17 protein-coding genes and 3 tRNA genes are annotated in these 18545 nt (G+C 66.4%); 5 read left to right on the top strand and 15 right to left on the bottom strand.

Annotated elements, in window-relative coordinates; translation table 11 throughout:
• Positions 1 to 275: 275 nt before the first annotated feature.
• Positions 276 to 677 carry a hypothetical protein gene (locus C3B78_RS06495; RefSeq protein ID WP_158677197.1) on the bottom strand — a complete coding sequence of 134 codons (402 nt, stop codon included), beginning with the start codon at positions 675 to 677 and terminating at the stop codon, positions 276 to 278.
• Positions 678 to 1038: 361 nt separating this feature from the next.
• On the opposite strand from C3B78_RS06495, the gene C3B78_RS06490 reads away from it, so the two are divergent.
• The gene (locus C3B78_RS06490) at positions 1039 to 1473 is read left to right on the top strand and encodes a tyrosine-type recombinase/integrase (protein WP_104997345.1); all 435 of its coding nucleotides are present in this window, start codon (positions 1039 to 1041) and stop codon (positions 1471 to 1473) included.
• 92 nt (positions 1474 to 1565) lie between these two features.
• Here C3B78_RS06490 and C3B78_RS06485 read toward each other — a convergent pair.
• From C3B78_RS06485 to C3B78_RS06465, 5 genes are all read right to left on the bottom strand, one after another.
• Positions 1566 to 1639: transfer RNA gene (locus C3B78_RS06485), tRNA-Ile, on the bottom strand.
• 77 nt (positions 1640 to 1716) lie between these two features.
• Positions 1717 to 2913 (bottom strand): glycosyltransferase, encoded by a 1197-nt coding sequence (locus C3B78_RS06480; RefSeq protein WP_104997344.1) that lies wholly within the window; start codon positions 2911 to 2913, stop codon positions 1717 to 1719.
• Between the two features lie 155 nt (positions 2914 to 3068).
• A complete protein-coding gene (locus C3B78_RS06475) occupies positions 3069 to 3977 on the bottom strand; it encodes a DMT family transporter (RefSeq protein WP_104997343.1) in 909 nt (302 codons plus the stop codon).
• Positions 3977 to 4600: a CDP-alcohol phosphatidyltransferase family protein gene (locus tag C3B78_RS06470; RefSeq protein WP_104997342.1), complete on the bottom strand. Its 624-nt coding sequence runs from the start codon at positions 4598 to 4600 to the stop codon at positions 3977 to 3979. Before C3B78_RS06470 ends, C3B78_RS06475 begins: the two co-directional genes overlap by 1 nt.
• 96 nt (positions 4601 to 4696) lie before the next feature.
• Entirely contained in the window at positions 4697 to 5548 is an 852-nt protein-coding gene (locus tag C3B78_RS06465) for a phage holin family protein (RefSeq protein ID WP_104997341.1), read from the bottom strand.
• A 176-nt stretch (positions 5549 to 5724) separates the two neighbouring features.
• On the opposite strand from C3B78_RS06465, the gene C3B78_RS06460 reads away from it, so the two are divergent.
• The 3 genes from C3B78_RS06460 to C3B78_RS06450 all read left to right on the top strand — a co-directional run bounded on the left by C3B78_RS06460 (position 5725) and on the right by C3B78_RS06450 (position 7635).
• On the top strand, positions 5725 to 6948 hold the full coding sequence (locus C3B78_RS06460; RefSeq protein WP_199775349.1) for a multidrug effflux MFS transporter: 1224 nt from the start codon (positions 5725 to 5727) through the stop codon (positions 6946 to 6948).
• Between the two features lie 4 nt (positions 6949 to 6952).
• On the top strand, positions 6953 to 7144 hold the full coding sequence (locus C3B78_RS06455) for a hypothetical protein (protein WP_104997340.1): 192 nt from the start codon (positions 6953 to 6955) through the stop codon (positions 7142 to 7144).
• A gap of 83 nt (positions 7145 to 7227) precedes the next feature.
• Positions 7228 to 7635, top strand: a complete 408-nt coding sequence (locus C3B78_RS06450; protein WP_104997339.1) for a hypothetical protein — start codon at positions 7228 to 7230, stop codon at positions 7633 to 7635.
• Between the two features lie 51 nt (positions 7636 to 7686).
• Here the strand turns inward: C3B78_RS06450 and C3B78_RS06445 are convergent.
• The 6 genes from C3B78_RS06445 to C3B78_RS06420 all read right to left on the bottom strand — a co-directional run bounded on the left by C3B78_RS06445 (position 7687) and on the right by C3B78_RS06420 (position 14037).
• Positions 7687 to 7762: transfer RNA gene (locus tag C3B78_RS06445), tRNA-Asn, on the bottom strand.
• Positions 7763 to 7886: 124 nt separating this feature from the next.
• Positions 7887 to 7959: transfer RNA gene (locus tag C3B78_RS06440), tRNA-Asn, on the bottom strand.
• 72 nt (positions 7960 to 8031) lie between these two features.
• On the bottom strand, positions 8032 to 9960 hold the full coding sequence (dnaG, locus tag C3B78_RS06435; RefSeq protein WP_104997338.1) for a DNA primase: 1929 nt from the start codon (positions 9958 to 9960) through the stop codon (positions 8032 to 8034).
• A gap of 52 nt (positions 9961 to 10012) precedes the next feature.
• Positions 10013 to 11311 (bottom strand): deoxyguanosinetriphosphate triphosphohydrolase, encoded by a 1299-nt coding sequence (locus tag C3B78_RS06430; protein WP_104997337.1) that lies wholly within the window; start codon positions 11309 to 11311, stop codon positions 10013 to 10015.
• Positions 11295 to 12473, bottom strand: coding sequence for a tRNA dihydrouridine synthase DusB (gene dusB / locus C3B78_RS06425; RefSeq protein WP_104997336.1), 1179 nt, complete (start codon positions 12471 to 12473; stop codon positions 11295 to 11297). Before dusB ends, C3B78_RS06430 begins: the two co-directional genes overlap by 17 nt.
• Before the next feature lie 55 nt (positions 12474 to 12528).
• The gene (locus C3B78_RS06420; RefSeq protein ID WP_199775398.1) at positions 12529 to 14037 is read right to left on the bottom strand and encodes a YibE/F family protein; all 1509 of its coding nucleotides are present in this window, start codon (positions 14035 to 14037) and stop codon (positions 12529 to 12531) included.
• Positions 14038 to 14122: 85 nt separating this feature from the next.
• Between C3B78_RS06420 and C3B78_RS06415 the strand changes: the two genes are divergently transcribed.
• The gene (locus C3B78_RS06415) at positions 14123 to 14878 is read left to right on the top strand and encodes an alpha/beta hydrolase (protein WP_104997334.1); all 756 of its coding nucleotides are present in this window, start codon (positions 14123 to 14125) and stop codon (positions 14876 to 14878) included.
• 97 nt (positions 14879 to 14975) lie between these two features.
• On the opposite strand, the gene C3B78_RS06410 is transcribed toward C3B78_RS06415, so the two are convergent.
• The 3 genes from C3B78_RS06410 to C3B78_RS06400 all read right to left on the bottom strand — a co-directional run bounded on the left by C3B78_RS06410 (position 14976) and on the right by C3B78_RS06400 (position 18544).
• Complete coding sequence (locus C3B78_RS06410; protein ID WP_104997333.1) at positions 14976 to 16010, bottom strand: GNAT family N-acetyltransferase; 1035 nt, start codon at positions 16008 to 16010, stop codon at positions 14976 to 14978.
• Positions 16011 to 16012: 2 nt separating this feature from the next.
• Positions 16013 to 17398 (bottom strand): glycine--tRNA ligase, encoded by a 1386-nt coding sequence (locus tag C3B78_RS06405; RefSeq protein WP_104997332.1) that lies wholly within the window; start codon positions 17396 to 17398, stop codon positions 16013 to 16015.
• 144 nt (positions 17399 to 17542) lie between these two features.
• Entirely contained in the window at positions 17543 to 18544 is a 1002-nt protein-coding gene (locus C3B78_RS06400) for a DMT family transporter (RefSeq protein WP_104997331.1), read from the bottom strand.
• Between the last annotated feature and the right edge of the window lies 1 nt (position 18545).

The raw sequence follows: 18545 nt of genomic DNA, 5'->3' as shown, positions 1-18545 counted from the left end.
TCTCCGTCACGATGCGCCGCTTTGGAGCGAAGGACGCTAACGCTTCGGCTGCGGCGTCCTGCAATGACCGTCAGAGGCCCTCAACTGCCAACGAGCGCACCAGTCGCAAACAGAGCTGTATCCGGTCCTCGCTATCCACTAGCGGGCCGCCTTCGGGATTCTGCTGGACCAGAACCCGCAACTGGTCGTCAGAGTCGAACGCCGTCAAGGCCTTGGCGACCTTGGTCTCGACGGTCTCACGGTCGTCTGGAAGGACGAGTTCGAAGGCGTCGTCATCACAGCGAATCTCGATGCGGGACTCTTTGACCGCCTGGGTCGTCGCGGTGCCACCAACTTGGTTCCTCGGCATCAGAACCAAGGGAGCCGTCGACCCAGGCCGCATGTAGCAGCGCGTCGCTGAAGTAGGCGTTGTAGTTGCTACCGTGAAGCATCCGGAGGCGCTGATAAGCGAATCCGCCGGTCGTGCTGTCGTAGGTGCCGTTGTAGTAGCCGTCGCCCTTCGAGCTGCGGGCGCCGGTGTAGCGGACGAGGTAGTAGCGCCAGTCGTAGAAGTTGCGGGACTCGCGTTCAGCGAGCCACTGGGCGCGGATCGCCTCGAGGGCGTCGCTCGGCTGATTCGTACCGGTCGCCGCCCGCGTGGCGACGTCGTCCAGCAGAGCCGTCAGCGGCTCGCGCATGTTCGCGAGATTCGCCCGAGACCCCGTGGTGAGCATGTCGGTCCAGGAGTCGTCTTTCTGGGAACTTCCGAGCTGGCGACGCCTTCCCGCCCAGCCAACATCGCGTGAGTAGTCCCCTTTCGTGAGCAGCGCGGCGCCGAGCAGGAGCGACCCAGTCGCTTCGGAAGGCCCCTGAATCCCCCAGTTCGCCGTGAACGATCAGCTTCTCGGTCTGTGCGACGTAGGGAGGCATGCGATTGGAGTCGAGGAATGCGGCAGTGACATTGCGTAGAGAACGCAGGGGCTTGGCGATCTCGTCCTGACCGATCGTGTCGTAGGCCTGTCGCGCGAGCAGGACTCCGCTGCCCGCCCCACTGTCACGGTGAACGGGACCATCGTCTACATGCCGAAACAGGGCCTGACCATCCAGGAGCACCCTAAGGGCGCCCATTCCCGCCAAAGGTACTTCCTGCCCGCCTTCGCAGTGGAAATGCTCCTGAGGCGGCAAATTGGGCAGCTGGAGGCCAACCCGTGGGACGTCGTGTTCCCCTCGGCCGTCGGCTCGCTCCGGGACCCCAACAATTTTCGGAAGCAGTGGCGCTCAGCGCGCGACGAGCTCGGCTTTGAGTGGGTCACACCGCACACCTTCCGAAAGAGGGTAGGAACCCTGTTGGAGGCCTCCTCAGGCATGGCTGTTGCATCCGCCCAGCTGGGCCATTCCAGCGAGAACGTCACGCGGAAGCACTACGTCCGAAAGACCCACGAGGCACCGGACAACACGACTCTGCTGGAGGCATTCGGCCAGAGCACGGAATGATTCCGGTGGGTTTCCGGTGGATGCCTACCTCGGGACTTCAAAAGAGAAGAGCCCCTGATCCGCGTTTCCGCAGGTCAGGGGCTCTTTCCGGGTAGGGCTACTCGGACTTGAACCGAGGACCTTAGGATTATGAGTCCCGCGCTCTAACCAGCTGAGCTATAGCCCCGAATCCCCGCGGCGGCCCGCTTCAAAAGCGATGCGTGCCTGCAGGGCAAAAACACTCTAGCAAACCCGGGAATGCGTTCAGACCACTTTGTCCTCGAACGCCGCACCCCGGTAAAGGTCCTCAAAGGTTTGCAGCGTTCCCTGGATGCTGTGCGGCTCCACCATCTGCCGGCTGGCATGGCCCATGGCAGCACGCTCAGCGGCCGGCAGTTCCAGGATGCGCGTGATCTTCTTGGCGAGGTCGTCGCTGTCATTGGGCGTAAAGAGGTACCCGTTTTCGCCGTCACGCACCAGATGCGGCAGCGCCATGGCATCCGCCAGCACCACCGGGGTGGAAGCGGACATCGCCTCCAGCGTCACCAGCGACTGCAGCTCGGCAGTTCCCGGCATGCAGAAGAGGTCCGCCTGGATATAGGCCTTCCGCAACTCCTCGTCGGTGGCAAGCCCGAGGAACTTCACCCGGTCCCCCAGCCCGAGCCGGTCGACAAGCTCCTCCAGGGCGGAGCGCACCTCGCCGCCGCCGACAATCTCCAGGTGCACGTTCAGCTCCGGCGGGGTTTTGCCGATGGCCTCGATCAGCACATCCACGTGCTTCTCCTCCGCCAGCCGGCCGGCGAACATCACTGTTGGGTACGGGTGGGGATCGATCTGCTCCCCGGGCTGCAGTTCGTAGGCTGCGGAGTCGATGCCGTTGGACAGCGGCAACACCTTGTGCAGGAAGGCGTGCTGGTGCATGGCCTTTGCCGCAAGGGGGGTGGGCGTGGTGACTACGTCCGCCTTACCCATGACCTTGCCCATGTCCTTCCACGAGATACGGCCGATGATGTCCTTGAACCACTGCGGAAACGGCAGGAACGGGTTGAGGTTTTCCGGCATGAAGTGGTTCGTGGCAACAATCCGCACACCGCGCTTCACGGCCTCGTACAGGACGTGCTCGCCGATCATGTAGTGGCTCTGGATGTGCACCACGTCCGGCTGCACGCGGTCGAAAAGAAGGCTGATTTCCTTCTTGATTTCCCAGGGGAGGCAGATCCGGAAGTATTCGTGTGTGGGAACCCCGTGGGAACGGAGCCTGTGGACCGTTCCTTCCGGGCGGAACTCGGTGAAGCTCTTTCCGTTGTCCGCGCGGCAGGCCAGGACGTGCACGTCGTGTCCCCGGCCGGTCATTCCCTTGGCCAGGCGGTAGCCGAACTGGGCTGCTCCGTTGATATGGGGCGGATACGTGTCCGCGGCAATCAGTATGGTCAGGGGACGCTGGTCGGCGGGCGTGGTCACGTGGAGAGCTCCTGATGGTCACGGTGCGGACAGCATGAACTGGCAGCACAGCTGGCCGAAGCACGTGGTGCCTGGCCTCGTGGTGAATTTGGGTTGACTGGATCTGGGCTGGAAATCTGCTGGTATTTGCTGGACAAGATATGTTGGACAGCCGGCTAACGCACCGCCCGGCCCACGGCCTTCCGCGCGTCCTTCTTGCGCTTCGTGACCTCGGGGTGGTGCCTGGAAAGGGCGATCACCCCAACGATAGCAAGGGAGGCCGCGGTTCCCATCGCAATGGCCATCACGGCGTGGACATCCGGGCGCAGTTCACCGAGGATCACAATGCCGATCGCGATGCCCACCAGGGGGTCAATCACCGTGAGTCCTGCAATCACGAGGTCCGGCGGGCCGGAGGAATAGGCGTTTTGGACAAACCAGGACCCCAGCCCGCCGGCGGCGATAAGGGCCACCACGGAGTACCACTGAACGTTCAGCAGGAACAGCCCGTTCGGGTCGAGCAGATGCTTGCCGATGATCCGGGTGAGGACGGCCACGAAGCCAAAGAGCACCCCGGCGCCCAGGATGTAGACGAAGGCATTGATCCGGTGTTTGAACATGACGGCGAGCGTGCCGAAGACTCCAACGGCGAGGGCAAGCAGCAGCACGATGGTGAGCTCGTCCTCCACGCTCACGTGGTGGTTTTCCTGGGTGACGTTGACCGCCAGGAGGACAAAGAGCGCGGAGCCCGTCACGCAGGCGGCGATGGCCACCACCGTTGCCCGGTTGATGGTGAGGTCCTGGTCCCGTGCATTGATGATGGTGGTGATCACCAGGGCGATGGCACCGATGGGCTGGACGACCGTCAGCGGGGCGGATACGAGCGCCACCGCGTTCATGGCCATACCGGTGCACAGCAGCAACAGGCCGAACACCCAGCGCGGATTCCGAAGCAGGCGCAAGAAGCCGTTGGAGCTCAGGGCAAGGCCGCCGGTGTCCGCCTTGACAGCGCTCCCCTGGCGTTGGGCGCCGAGGGCCAGGCAGAAGGCGCCAAGCAGCGCAAGCACCACCGCCATCCACACCATCAGGTTGTCCCGTCGTCGTGTTGCCGGGCCATTCTGCCCTTTCGCAGGATGGCCCAGAAGTAGTTGTAGGCAGCAATCCAATGGCCAACCAGCCCAAGACCAAGCACTATCCAGGCGGCAACGAACAGCTCGCCGGAAAATCCCGTATCCAGCCGTGAAAGGACCAGTATCGGCGTTCCGAGCAGCAGCAGGCCGGTGCGCACCTTGCCCACCATGCTTACCGGGAGGTCCGGGTGCCCCCGGAAGAAGGACAGCGTCAGGGCGAGCAGGACGGCATCCGGGATCACCAGCGCGGCCAGGTACAGCCAGTGGACGACGCCGGCCATCACCAGCGTGACAGCCACGGCGATCAGGGCGAGGCGGTCGGCGATGGGGTCCAGGACCCGGCCGAGCCTGGAGGCCTGATCGAAGCGGCGGGCGATGTAGCCGTCAATCCAGTCCGTGCCGGCCATGACCGCCAGCACCACTACGCCGGCACCGTATTCCTTCTGCGCCAGGACAAGCCAGATGAAGAGCGGGACGCCCATGAAGCGCACCACGGTGAGCAGGTTGGGGATAGTGAACACCCGGTCGTGGTCCACCTGGGGGCGTCCGGGACGGGAGCCGGCACCAATGAACTTCACCCCGTGCCCCTTTCCTTCCTGCCGCCCCCTGCGAGCGCCTTGCCGTTCCAGCCATGGACCTTCTGCGGGTTCCCGCGACGGGCCCGCCACCTGCCCCTAGTACGTCCGCAGGAGCTTTCGGACGAGCACCAGGAAGGCCGTCCCCGCGGCGATGAAGGCCGCCAGCGGCTTCCATCGCTTCTCGAGGTCAGCGGACCCGGCCAGGGCGGCAAACTTCTGCCCTGCAACATCCCGGCCGCGGCCGGCCAGGGCCTGCCCTTCGCGCAGCTTGTCCTGGGCGGAGGCCAGCAGGTACCGGGCTTGGGTCTTGACATCCAGCTCAGTGCCGAGTTCGTCGCGTACTTCGGTGAGGTGGTGGCGGCGCTGGTTGAGGCGGCGGGCCAGCTCGGGCTCGGATGCGTGCGGGAATTCCTTGTCGTGGTCAGCCGCTTTGACTGCCTTCTCGGCCTTGGCCTTTGCCGCGGCTTCATCCTTCGCGGCTTTGGCGGCTTTGCCTTCCGGACTCTGGGGATCCAGGACTGCGGCGTTGAAGGCGGACCCTTCCTTTGCCACGCCGATATCGTGCTTGATGCCGCGGATGGTCTCCTCCGGCATGAGCGGCATGGCCTTCTTGAATTTCCTTGCACCGATCAGGCCGCCGATCAGCGCTATCAGCAGGAAGGCCGCCGACACCAGGAGCGCGGCCAGCCAGGCGGGCATGATGGTTGCCAGGCCCATGATTGCCGCCACGATGAGGCCCACCACCAGGAACAAAAGGAACACGAGGGCTACAGCAAAGAACGCAGCGGCTACTCCGACCTGCATTCCCTTGCGCTTGAGCTCGATCTTGGCGAAGGCGATTTCGTCATTGAGCTGGCGCGGCGCCAACCGGAAAAGGAGTTTTAGCGTCCTTGGGAGCGCTGTGATGCGCAATCCCTGGCTGGTACGCCCGCTGTGACGTCCGCTCATCGGTTCCGCCTAACTGGTTATGGGTCGAATCGGCTTCCGTGTGCTGCGGGAAAGTGCAGCCGCACAGTCCCCGCCCCAAAACTATCATTCAGGTTAAGGACGAACTTCGGGGCTTGCCGGACGGCACCGCCTACAACGCTGCAAAGTTGGCCGGTGCGGGCCTAGGATTGATCTCCGTGACCATCCCCAGCAATCCGGGCGATCTCTTGAGCCGCCGCCGGAAACTCCTGTACATCCTCCTCCTCGGTGCCCTGACCGCCCTGGGTCCGTTCACGATCGACCTCTACCTTCCTGCGTTCCCCGCCCTGGAGGCGGGCCTGGGAGTGAGCGAGGCGCAGGTTCAGCTGACCCTGGCGGGAACTACCGTGGGCTTTGCCATCGGCCAGCTGGTGGTGGGCCCGTTCAGCGACAGGTTCGGCCGCAGGACGCCCCTGATCCTGGCCACGGCATTGCACATCGCAGCGTCCCTGGGGGCTGCCCTGTCCACGGACATCACCGCCCTGGGCATATTCCGCGTCCTTATGGGCGTGGGTGCCGCCGGCGGCGGTGTGGTGGCCATGGCGATGGTCCGGGATCTGTTCTCCGGCTACGCGATGGTCAAGATGTTTTCCCGGATGTCCCTGGTCAATGGCCTGGCGCCGATCCTGGCACCAGTGATCGGCTCGCAGCTGCTCCTGGTGATGGCATGGCCCGGGATTTTCGTCTTCCTTGCGGCCTACGGCACGCTGGTGATCATCGCCTCGCTGTTCCTGGTGCGTGAGACCCTTCCGCCGGAAAATCGCCGGCATGGCGGGATGACCGTCCGCCAGCGTTACCGGATCCTTTTCGGCGACCGGGTCTTTGTGGGACTGCTGATGGTGGCCGGCCTGAACTTCGGCGGCCTGTTCACGTACCTTTCGGCCTCGCCGTTCCTGTTCCAGGACATCTTTGGCTTCTCGCCCCAGCAGTACGGCCTGCTCTTTGGCATCAACTCGCTGGGCATTGTTGCCGGAATCCAAACGAGCTCCCGCCTCATCCGGCGGGTGCCGCCGCAGTGGATCCTTGCCGGCGCCACCGCCTGGATGTTCGTGATGGCCATGCTGATCGTGGTGTTCGACCAGTTGGGTTTTGGCCTCTGGGGAGTCATGGTTCCGCTGTGGTTCTACATCATGGGGACGGGCTTCATGTTCCCCTGCGTGCAGGTGCTCGCCCTGGCCGGCCACGCCGCCCAGGCGGGAACTGCAGCTTCCCTGCTGGGCTTCTCGACCTTCATGATGGCCGGCCTCATCTCCCCTGTGGTTGGCTGGCTGGGCATCACCAGCGCCGCTCCCATGGGAGCGGTGCAGGCAGTGTGCATCCTGCTGGCCATCGCGGCGCTTTGGCTGGTAGTCCGGCCGCGCACCGTCCCATCGATCCACTGACGCCATGAAGGACACTGCCGGACGAAAGCCGCACCGCAACCGCCGGGGACTCTTCCTCGGGGCGGTGATTGGCGCCGTCGTGGGCTACTTCGCCGGCCGCGCGCTGGGGAATCCTGCCATGGGCATTGTGCTGGGGATGGTGGCCGGATCGGCCCTGCTGTACCGGGTCAACCCCGGCCCCTGGAACCGTCCCTGACCCTGCCGTGCCTCGGGCTTGCACCCCGAGCCGCGCGGGCTGGCTCTGCCGCCGAACCCCGCCCGCGCGATAAAATGTTGTCCGTGCCCAACTGGCAGGATCAACCGCCGCTTCCGGCCACGTGGCAACGGTGCGATAACCGGATACTGCCACTGTGGTGGGACCGGTTGTGTGCCCAGAGCGGCAGCCAGTCCGCCGCCCTCTACGCCGCAGGCCTGTTCACCGAAGACCGCCGCCGCCCCATTGCCCAGTGGTACAACCCCGCTTTCAAAGCCGCGTTGCTGGTGGCTCCGGAAACATCCCCCGAATGGCCCGTGCAGCGCTTTGGAATCTTCTATGCCCCGCCGGAAACCGGCTTCGTCCGGATCCATTCGGCACCCCACGAGTGGAACCCCCGCCAGCCACGGAAGTCCCCCACCGAGCAAGAGGCGTTCATCGCCGCCATCGCCGAAGCGGAGCGCTTCCTGCAGGTGGAAATGGACTTCGTCTAGGAAGACAAAAATCCCCGCCCCTCCACACGGGAGGAACGGGGATTTTTTTGATGGCTCCTCCTGCTGGACTTGAACCAGCAACCCTTCGATTAACAGTCGAATGCTCTGCCAATTGAGCTAAGGAGGAATGAAGCAGGTATGACATTAGCAAAGGTTTCCGGCCAAAGTGAAATCGGCGTTCCCGCCCGCCCGGGACCGCTTTCCGGCACATAAAAATCCCCGCTCCGGAGGACCGGAACGGGGATTGTGCGCTCCTCCTGCTGGACTTGAACCAGCAACCCTTCGATTAACAGTCGAATGCTCTGCCAATTGAGCTAAGGAGGAATGAAGCGGGTATCAGCCTAGCAAAGACCCCGGCTGGAAACGAAATCGAGGGAGCGGCCGGGAGTGCCGCGGCTAGGCTTCCGCCCGCAGGGACCGGCGTTCCATCTCCAGCATCATCAGTTCCCGGTTAAGGCGCTGGTACGTTTCTGGATCCGTTGCAGGGTCCAGCCGCTGGAGCTGGCCCATCTTGTCCGCCTTGACGCGTGTGATCTGAAGCTCGAACAGCCGTGACAGGATGTCGCGGCAATACTTCTGGACGGCTTCCTCGGTGCTCGCGGGCAGCGGCACCACGGCCAGTTCGGACACCAGGGGCCGCAACGGTTCGGGGACCTCATGCATCACCTGCTCCACCCACCGGACGGGGTCGCCGGTCAGGGCAGGGTCCGTGGCACGCATGGCGTCATGGACCGCCTGGAAGGCGGGGGTGACGAACCGCGCGGCCGAAAAACGCTCCCAGATCCCACCGGCAAGCAGAGACGGTTCCTGCAGGGCAACCTCAAGGGCCTGCCGCTCCATTGACGCCACGGGGTCCCGGGGGTCCGGACGGTGGTAGGAAGGAACAGCGCCCGACGGCGGCCCGGCAGCCACGCCGGGTCCGCCCGCTTGGGCGGTGGGGGCGGAGGACCGTGGCCCCGGCCCGGGAGCCCCGCCCTGGTCGCCGCGCTTGCCGGCGTTTTTGACTTCGGCGTTGACCAGCCGCAGCACCTCGTTCGGGTCCGGCATGCCCAGCCAGCCGGTCAGCGCCTGGCAATAGCCCGTACGGGTGGAGGCGTCACGGATGGCAGCCACCACGGGCACGGAGGCCTTCAATCCCTGCACCCGGCCTTCCACCGTGTCCAGGTTGAACTGCTTCAGGGTGGTGCGGATGGCAAACTCGAACAGCGGCCGGCGGGACTGGACCAGGGCGTGCACGGCTTCGTCGCCCCTGCTTTGGCGCAGGTCGCAGGGATCGGCGCCGGAGGGCTCCACAGCCACATACGTCTGGGCGGTAAAACGCTGGTCCTCCTCGAAGGCACGCAGCGCGGCCTTCTGCCCCGCGGCGTCGCCGTCAAAGGTGAAGACGACCTCTCCCCCGGTGCCGTCGTCGGACAGCAGCCGGCGGGCGATCTTGATGTGCTCGGTGCCGAACGCCGTACCGCAGGTGGCCACCGCCGTCGTGATTCCCGCGAGGTGGCACGCCATGACGTCCGTGTAGCCCTCCACCACCACCAGCTGCCGGTCCTTGGCGATGCTGCGCTTGGCGAGGTCGATGCCGTACAGGACCAGGGATTTCTTGTAGAGCGTGGTCTCAGGAGTATTGAGGTACTTGGGGCCCTGGTCGTCCTCGTAGAGCTTGCGCGCGCCGAAGCCGATGGTGTCCCCCGCGATGTCGCGGATGGGCCAGATCAGGCGGCCACGGAAACGGTCATAGATCCCCCGGTTGCCTTCGGAAAACATGCCCGTCAGCTTCAGCTCGGCGTCGGTGAAGCCGCGGCCGCGGAGGTGCTTGAGCAGCGCGTCCCAGCCCTGGGGCGCATAGCCGACGCCGAACTGCTCCGCCGCCGCCCGGTCAAAACCCCGGTTGTGCAGGAACATCCGCCCTTCGGCAGCACCGGGCGTCAGGAGCTGGGCGCGGAAGAACTCGTCCGCGATCTTGTGGGCATCCAGCAGCCGCTGCCGCCGCCCTACTTCCTCCCGGTTGGGGCCGGTCCCGCCGTCCTCGTACCGGAGCTCGTAGCCGATCCGGGCCGCCAGCTTCTCAACAGCTTCCTGGAACGAGCTGTGGTCCTGTTTCTGAACGAACGCGATGACGTCGCCGTCCTCACCGCAGCCGAAGCAATGGTAGCGGCCCACCTGCGGCCGGACAGTGAAGGAGGGGGAACGTTCATCGTGGAAGGGGCACAGGCCTTTGAACGTCCCCAACCCCGCGCCCTTGAGCGTGACGTAGCCGTCAACAACTTCCTTGATATCCGTGCGCTGGCGTACTTCGTCGATATCTTCGCGTTTGATCAGCCCAGGCACAGAGCCATCCTAGCCCCGGGGCCGGACATCCAACGCGCGGGCATAACGCAGCTCACCACAGGGACGGCAGGCTCCCCACCAGGCGCTCGTACATCGCCAGCGCGGAGCCGTCGGTCAGCGAGGCCACCTGGTCGATCACCACGCGGAGGCGGGCGCCGTCGTCGGGCGCATCCCGCCAGTCGGCGGCAAACATTGGTTCCAGGTGCCGGTCGCCGGTGGCGCTCAGCGCCGTGACCAGGGCGTGGAGCACCTCGCGCTGGCGCTCGTAGATGGGCTGGCGGTGCTCGGTGGTCATCACGAAGGTGGTGGCCAGGCCCTTCATGACGGCGATTTCCATGACAGTTTCGTCCGGCACCATCAGCTCGGCGCTGTACCGGGTCAGGTTCTCCGGGCCGTAGACGGCACGGGTGGTTTCCAAGGCACTTTGGCAGAACCGGCCGATCAGCTGGCTGGTCATGTTCTTCAGCGCAGCCATGGACTTGCGGCTGCCGTCGGCCTCCCGCACCCAGACGTCCGTGGCTTCAAGCCGGGCCAGGGCGGCGTCGATGGCGGCTGGATCGTTGTGCGGCAGGTACCACTGCTTGGCATACCCCACAACCCGGGCGCGGTGGTCCGGGTTGTCCATCCAGCGCAGCTGGAAATGCCCGGCCACGATCGCGTCCTCAACGTCGTGCACCGAATAGGAGATGTCGTCGGCGAGGTCCATGACCTGGGCTTCCAGGCAGGACCGGCGCTCCGGGGCACCCTCCCGGATCCAGTTGAAGATGGGGAGGTCGTCCTCGTAGGCGCCGAACTTGCTGGTCCGCTGGCCGTGGATCACCGGGGCCTCCAGCGCGGACCACGGGTACTTTGCGGCCGCGTCGAGGCTGGCCCTGGTGAGGTTCAGCCCCGCCGGCTGCCCGTCCGGGGTCAGCACCTTGGGTTCCAGCCTGGTCAGCAGCCGCAGGGTCTGCGCGTTGCCTTCGAATCCGCCGATGGCGTGGGCCACCTCGTTGAGTGCCGATTCACCGTTGTGGCCGAACGGCGGATGGCCGAGGTCGTGGCTCAGGCAGGCGGTGTCCACCACATCCGGATCGCAGCCCAGGGCACGGCCCAGTTCACGGCCCACCTGGGCCACTTCCAGGCTGTGCGTGAGGCGGGTCCTGACAAAGTCGTCCGTGTCCGGGGCCACCACCTGGGTCTTGGCGCCCAGCCGGCGGAGCGCCGAGGAATGCAGCACGCGGGCGCGGTCCCGCTCAAAATCCGAGCGGTAGACGTTCTTGGGCGGTTCCTCCACCCAGCGGGCGGAGTCATGGGTGTCGTAGCCTGGCAGGACGGGGGCGGCAGTGCGCGTTTCAGCCACCGGAAACATCCAGTTCCGCCGCCGAGATGTCCCGGGTCTGGTCGGCATTGAGGGCACGGGATTCCAGCCAGTCCTTCGGCAGCGCCGGCCTCTTGGGTGAGCCGGCGCGGCCGCGGGGACCTTCGGCGTCGCCGCCCGGGTAGGGCGAGTCGGCATCCAGCTCGTCCAGCGCGGCGCGCAGCTCCTCAAGGCTGTTCACCAGCGCCATCCGCGTGCGGAGTTCGCCTCCCACCACGTAGCCCTTGAAGTACCAGGCGATGTGCTTCCGGATTTCCCGCAGCGCCTTGCCTTCGTCCCCGAAAGTCTCCACCATCAGTTCCGCGTGCCGGTAGACGCCCTGCGCAACCTGGCCCAGGTTGGGCCTGTGCCGGGTGTCGCTGCCCTCAAACGCTGCCTGCAGGTCGCCGAAAAGCCAGGGCCTGCCCTGGCAGCCGCGGCCCACCACCACGCCGTCCACGCCCGTTTCGCGGACCATCCGGACCGCGTCCTCCGCGGACCAGATATCGCCGTTGCCCAGCACCGGGATATCCGGAAGCGCCTCGCGGAGGCGGGCGATGGCGGACCAGTCGGCCTGCCCGGAGTAGAACTGCGCGGCCGTCCTGCCGTGAAGCGCGACGGCGGCAACGCCGGCATCGCGCGCAATGCGGCCGGCGTCGAGGTACGTGAGATGGTCGTCGTCGATGCCCTTGCGCATCTTGATGGTCAGCGGGATGTTGCCCTTGGAGGCTTCCTTGACGGCCGTCTGCACAATCGACGTAAACAGGTCGATCTTCCAGGGCAGGGCCGAGCCGCCGCCCCGGCGGGTGACTTTGGGAACGGGGCAGCCGAAGTTGAGGTCGATATGGTCCGCGCGGTCCTCCTCGACGAGCATGCGTACGGCGGCGCCTACTGTCACCGGGTCCACGCCGTACAGCTGGACGGACCGGACTTTTTCGTCGTCGTCGTGGGAAATGATCCGCAGGGACTCGGGGGTCCGCTCCACCAGCGCCCGGGAGGTGACCATCTCTGCCACGTACATGCCGCCGCCGTACTCCCGGCACAACCGGCGGAACGCCGAGTTGGTGATGCCGGCCATGGGTGCCAGGATCACCGGCGTGTCCACGGTGATGGGACCCAGCTTCAGGGGCGGGAGTTCCAGCTTGGGGGCGGGAGTAGTTGCTGCAACAGTCACCTGTCTATTGTTGCAAAGCCGGGCAAATCGGGAGTCTACGCCCGTGCGGGACCGGTCAGCCCCGTTCCGCCCGGCGTCCCCGCCGGGTGGGCGGCTCGGTGCCCTCCCCTGCGGCCGACCGCCGGGAGCGCCCCTCCAGTGCGGCGGCTGCGAGGGCGCCTGTGTCCTCGACGTCGTCCACGATCGTGTGGCCGCCGTTGCCGTTGGCTGAGCCGGCCGGTGTCCAGCCCGGCCCGGCCGCTGCCATAGCAGGGGCGGCGGCCCCGGCGTCCGCCCGGATGCCGGTGGCCTTGACCACCAGGACCGCGATCAGCGTGGTGACGGGGATGGCCAGCACCAGGCCGATGGAGCCCACCAGGGTCCGGATGACTTCCTCTGACAGCTCCGCGCTGGTGAGCGTGTCCGCGAGCGGGCGGTCGTACAGCATCACGATGATGAGGATGGGCAGGGCCGCGCCGGCGTACGCGAAGGCGATGGTGTACACCGTGGAGGCGATGTGGTCGCGGCCGATCCGCATGGCTGAGGTGAACAGCTTCCGGGCACTGCTCCCCGGTGCCAGTTCATAGAGTTCCCAGACGGCGGAGGACTGGGTGATGGTCACGTCGTTGAGGACACCCAGCCCGGAGATGATGAGCCCGCACAGGATGACGCCGGAGATGGAGATATTGGCAGAAGTGTTCACCAGGGTGGTGGCATCGTGGCTGCCCACCCCGGCGAGGTTGGCGGCGCCCGTGGCCCAGGCGGCCAGGAGCGCCGTGATCCCCAGTCCGAACATGGTGCCCAGCAGCGCGGTGGAGGTCCGTGCCGAGAATCCGTGGGCGAAGTACAGGACGCCAATCATGATCACCGTGGAGCCCACCAGGGCCAGCAGCAGTGGCGGTTTCCCCTCCACCAGCCCCGGGAGCATAAAGCTGGCCAGCACGAAGTAGGCGCCGACGAGCCCGATCAGGGCACGCAGGCCCCGCCAGCGGGCCACCGCAATCACCACCGCCGCATACAGCAGTGCGAGCAGGACGATCGGCAGGGTCCGGACGAAGTCCACAAAAATGAACGCCGGCGAACCCTGGCCCGCGGAGGCGCCCTGGGCGTTGGACAGGTTGAGGTACCGGATCTGGTCACCGGGCTTGACCCCATGGGACTTGGCGACGTCCGGGTTGATGACCACCTTGACCGGGCTGCCTCCCTTGTCCGGCTCCGTGAAGGCGAAGGTGCAGTCCGATCCCGGCTGGGATTGCTGGCCCTGGGACTGGTCGCCCGTACCCTGGCCGCCCGAACCCTGCTGGCTTTGGCCCTGCTGTGACGCGCCCTGCATGCAGTCCTCCGTCACCACGCTTTGGATGGTGCCGGTGTCGAAGGTGACCCCGGGGGCGGCGGAGTAGGGGTTGGCCAGGGAAATACCCTCTTTGCTGCCCGAGGGCCAGAGCATCGCCATTCCCGCGAGCGTGAGCAGCGTCAGCGGGATCAGCACCGCCGCCAGGATGCGGTTGGCTTTCCGTCGGGCGGCCATCGCTTCCGGCGTCGGCTCCGAATGGCCTGTGGAAGCGTGGGAGTGACCGGACCCCATCAGCAGTAGAACCTCATACATTGAACTCTACGTCCGGCACCGTAGGGTTGATAAATGGAACTTTGGGGACTGGGAGGTACCGGGCATGGCCAGCAGCAGTACTGAGGAAAACGGCGGATCCCGCCCTGCCGGTGCACCCGCGGTTGCCCGGCAGGCAGTGCTCCGCGTCCTTCAACCGGCGGCTCCCACCCGGGGTGTTGCCCTGGTCCTGCATGGCGGCAAGTCCCAGAGCCGCGAGCCCGTCGAGGCCCGGCACCTGAGTCCGGCGAGGATGGTGCCCTTCGCGCGGCACCTGCACCGCGCCGGCCGCAAGCATGGGCTGGCTGTGTGGTCGCTGCGCAACAGCGTCCGCGGCTGGAACGGCGCTGAGATGACCCCGCTCCAGGACGCCCGCTGGGCACTTGGGCAGATCCAGGAGCAGCACCCGGGCGTGCCGATCTTCCTGGTGGGCCATTCCATGGGCGGGCTCACCGCCGTCTGCGCCGCGGACCAGCCCGGGGTGGAGGCCGTCGTCGCCCTTGCTCCCTGGCTCAGCCCGGGAACTCCCGTCTCCGCGGTTGCAGGCCGCAAGGTGCTTATTGTCCATGGCACCAGGGACAGGTGGACCAGCCCCGCGGCGTCGCAGTTGTTCGCCCGGCGCGCTTCGGCCGGCGCCGCGAGCATGCAGTACGTGGCGCTCAAGGGGGCAGGCCACTTCATGCTCCGCAAGATCGGGCTGTGGCAGACGCTCACTACGGGCTTCGTGATGAAGGCTTTCGCCGAAAGCACCGGCGCTGACGTTGCCCTGCCTGCAGCCTTCGCCCGGCTGCTCCCGGAATCAGCGGTCCAGGTGACCCTGTAAGCCCCGGCCCCCAGCCCCTCCCCCAACCAGGTAGCGCTAAGTGTCGTTTTGAGGCCCCATAACGACACTTGGCGCTACCTGGTTGGGCTTGGCGGGGCTAGTCCGAGACGATGAGGGTTTCCGGGCCGGCAAGCCGCGCCTTGCCGCTTTCCAGCAGGGGCTCGACGGCGGCACGGAGGGCCGTCATGGAGTCGTCCAGTTCCAGCATCACCGGGTGCTGGTACGCGATCAGCGCGAGCATGTCCCGGACCGCTTCCGCAGCATCATCCGCGGCGAGGCCGGGTTCATGGCCGACGAACACGTCCGTGGGCGCTTCAGGTCCGGCAGCTTCCTGGCCTGGTGCCGCGTCCGGGTTGGCGGGCGCGGCGTAGCTCACGGCGAAGGCCCGGATCCGGCCCTTCCTGGTGGGCGCCACGCCGGCGCCGAACGCAGACTCTGGCCGCGCCCGCAGCACGATGGCGCCGTGGGCACCGGTGAGGTCGTCCAGGAACAGCTTCTGCACCTGCCCCACCGAGAGCACTCCGGGCGAATCCCAGCCGTGGATCGAGGTGTAGTACCTGCCCACAACGTCGGTCAATTCAACGGACCCTGTTGCGAGGTCCATCACGATGTCGGAGCCCGCATTTTCATCGTTGGCGGGCCCGCCGCCGTCGTCCCCGGCAGGGAACACAGGAAGCCGCAGGGCTCCCGGTTCTATGACCACCAGCCGCGAACGCTGGATGGGCGCAAGCTCGAAGGCCTCCGCGAAAGCGGCCCCCGGAGTGCCCGGCTCCACTTTGGCGCGGAGTTTGGAAACGCCCGACGGCGACTGGCCGGCCTCGCGGCGCAGCATGGTCAGGAGGGTGGCACCGATGCCGGAACGCCGGTGGTCCCGGGCCACTTCGATGTAGGCCCAGAGCCGTTCAGGGTGCAGCGACGCCTCGTAGACCACGCCCGCCGCCACGGGGATGCCGACGCCGTCGATCACGTCCTCGGCAACGATGCAGCGGCGCCACGGCGTGCCGCCGCTCCCGTCGGAGGACAGGGTCAACGCGCCCCGGAACTGGCGGGCCTGCTGGGTCTCCGGGTCGCCCCAGATCTCCAGCAGGGCGAGGTCGTCGCCTTCCCGCCATTCGCGGTATTCGATGGCCATGGCTAGGCGCCGATCAGGCGTGCGGCCAGGTAGCCCTCCACCTTGTCCAGGGAGACGCGTTCCTGGCTCATGGTGTCCCGCTCGCGGATGGTCACTGCCTGGTCCTCGAGGGTGTCGAAGTCCACAGTGATGCAGAACGGGGTACCGATTTCGTCCTGGCGGCGGTAGCGGCGGCCAATGGCGCCGGCGTCGTCGAAGTCGATGTTCCAGTTCTTGCGCAGCTGCGCACCCAGGGCCTTGGCCTTCGGGGACAGGTCCTCGTTGCGGCTCAGCGGCAGGACGGCGGCCTTGACGGGGGCAAGGCGCGGATCCAGCCGCAGGACGGTGCGGACGTCCACGCCGCCCTTGGCGTTGGGGGCCTCGTCCTCGGTGTAGGCGTCCACCAGGAAGGCCATGAAGGAACGGGTCAGGCCGGCCGCCGGCTCGATCACATAGGGGGTGTAGCGCTCGTTGGTGGCCTGGTTGAAGTAGCTCAGGTCCGTGCCGGAAGCCTTGGCGTGCGTGGAGAGGTCGAAGTCTGTGCGGTTGGCGATGCCTTCCAGTTCGCCCCACTCGGAGCCCTGGAAGCCGAAGCGGTACTCGATGTCCGTGGTGCCCTTGGAGTAGTGGCTCAGCTTCTCCTGCGGGTGCTCGAAGAAGCGCAGGTTTTCCTCGCGGATGCCCAGGCCGGTGTACCAGGCCATGCGCTCGTTCATCCAGTACTTGTGCCATTCCTCATCGGTGCCGGGCTCGACGAAGAACTCCATCTCCATCTGCTCGAACTCGCGGGTGCGGAAGATGAAGTTGCCCGGGGTGATCTCGTTGCGGAAGGACTTGCCGATCTGGCCGATGCCGAACGGCGGCTTCTTCCGCGAGGTGGTGAGGACGTTGTTGAAGTTCACGAAAATGCCCTGCGCCGTCTCCGGACGCAGGTAGTGCAGGCCCTCTTCGCTGGCAACCGGACCCAGGTAGGTCTTGAGCAGGCCGGAGAATTCCTGCGGTTCGGTCCATTCGCCGCGGGTGCCGCAGTTGGCGCAGGCGATGTCCTTGAGGCCGTTCTCGGCGGGGCGGCCCTTCTTTTCCTCGTACTCTTCCTCGAGGTGGTCTGCCCGGTAGCGCTTGTGGCAGGAGAGGCACTCCACCAGGGGGTCGGAGAAGACCTCCACATGCCCGGAGGCTTCCCACACCTGGCGGGGCAGGATGACGGAGGAGTCCAGGCCCACCACGTCCTCGCGCCCGCGGACCATGGACTGCCACCACTGGCGCTTGATGTTTTCCTTCAGCTCGGCGCCAAGGGGGCCGTAGTCCCAGGCAGAGCGCGAACCTCCGTAGATCTCACCGGCCTGGAACACGAATCCCCTGCGCTTGGAGAGGGAAATGACCTGGTCGAGAACGGATTTTGCTGCCATGGGGGTAACTCCAATTTCTACAGGGCCGCTGGGTGCGGTCCGCGGTTTGCTGGCCCGGTGGAACCAGCGGCGGGATATCTCTGGTTGCCGGGCGGGGCGGATGAAGGGAAAGCGAAAAAGCTGCGTGCCCTAGCCTACCGGCCGCTACCTGCGCAGCGCGCCCCGCGGCCATGGCAGCGTGGCAAGGATGATGGCGGCGAGGGTAAGGATGGTGCCCAGCACCGTGGCCGGCGCCACTACCGTCCCCGGAGTTGGCAGCACGACATCCAGGGCGAGCGAACCCAGCAGTTGCCCGGCAATCATGCCCAGTCCGGTGACCAGGACCCCCAGGCTGCGGACCAGCAGCGCGCCCAGCCCGATGAACACGCAGCCCATGGGACCGCCCACGTAGTACCACCACTCCCCCGGCAGCGGATTGCCCCATCCGGCCACCGAGACTTTGATGGCGTACGCGGCCCACAGTACGGCGGAGCCGGCCACGAAGTTGACCAGCGTTGCAGCGATGGGCGTGCCGTAGTGGACGGTGGCTGTTCCGTTCATGGCCTGCTGGAAGCTCATCAGGAACCCTGCCGCCACCGGCAACAGGAGCGGAACAAGCAGGGCCGCCGCGCCGCCGCCTGGTCCTGCGCCGGCGTCGGAGGCCATGCCCGTTGATCCAGTGAAGCGGGGCGAAACGGCCCAGGCCACGGCGGCAATGGTCAACAGGCAGCCAACGACGCGGATGCCGGTGACGGGTTTCCGGCCGGCCGGTCCGATGCCCAGCCGGTCGACCAGCAGCCCGCTGACGGTCTGGCCGGTGACCGTGGCGACCGTGAACAGGGCAACGCCAAGGAGTGCCACTGTGAAGGACTGGGCGAAGACGAAGAGCGCGCCGATGCCGCCGGCCAGGACGTACACGCGCGGAAAAGCCCTGCTCCGGACTGCGGGCAGGATCCTGGCCAGGCCGGCCCGGCCGCGCGGCAGGACCAGCGAGATGAGGATCATCAACACCAGTCCGGTGCTGAAACTCACCACTGCGGCGGCGATGCCGTCGTTGAGGCGGGCTCCAAGGGCTCCGTTGATACGGCCCTGGACGGGAATGGCGAGGCCCGCGCCCACCGCCAGGGGAAGGCCTGCGATCAGCGGCAGGCGGGGGCTGGGGGTCATT

It is taken from the genome of Arthrobacter sp. PGP41, assembly GCF_002953935.1.
Lineage (GTDB): Bacteria > Actinomycetota > Actinomycetes > Actinomycetales > Micrococcaceae > Arthrobacter.
Note: the sequence above shows the minus strand (reverse complement) of the source record. Positions and strands in the feature narration are given on the sequence as shown.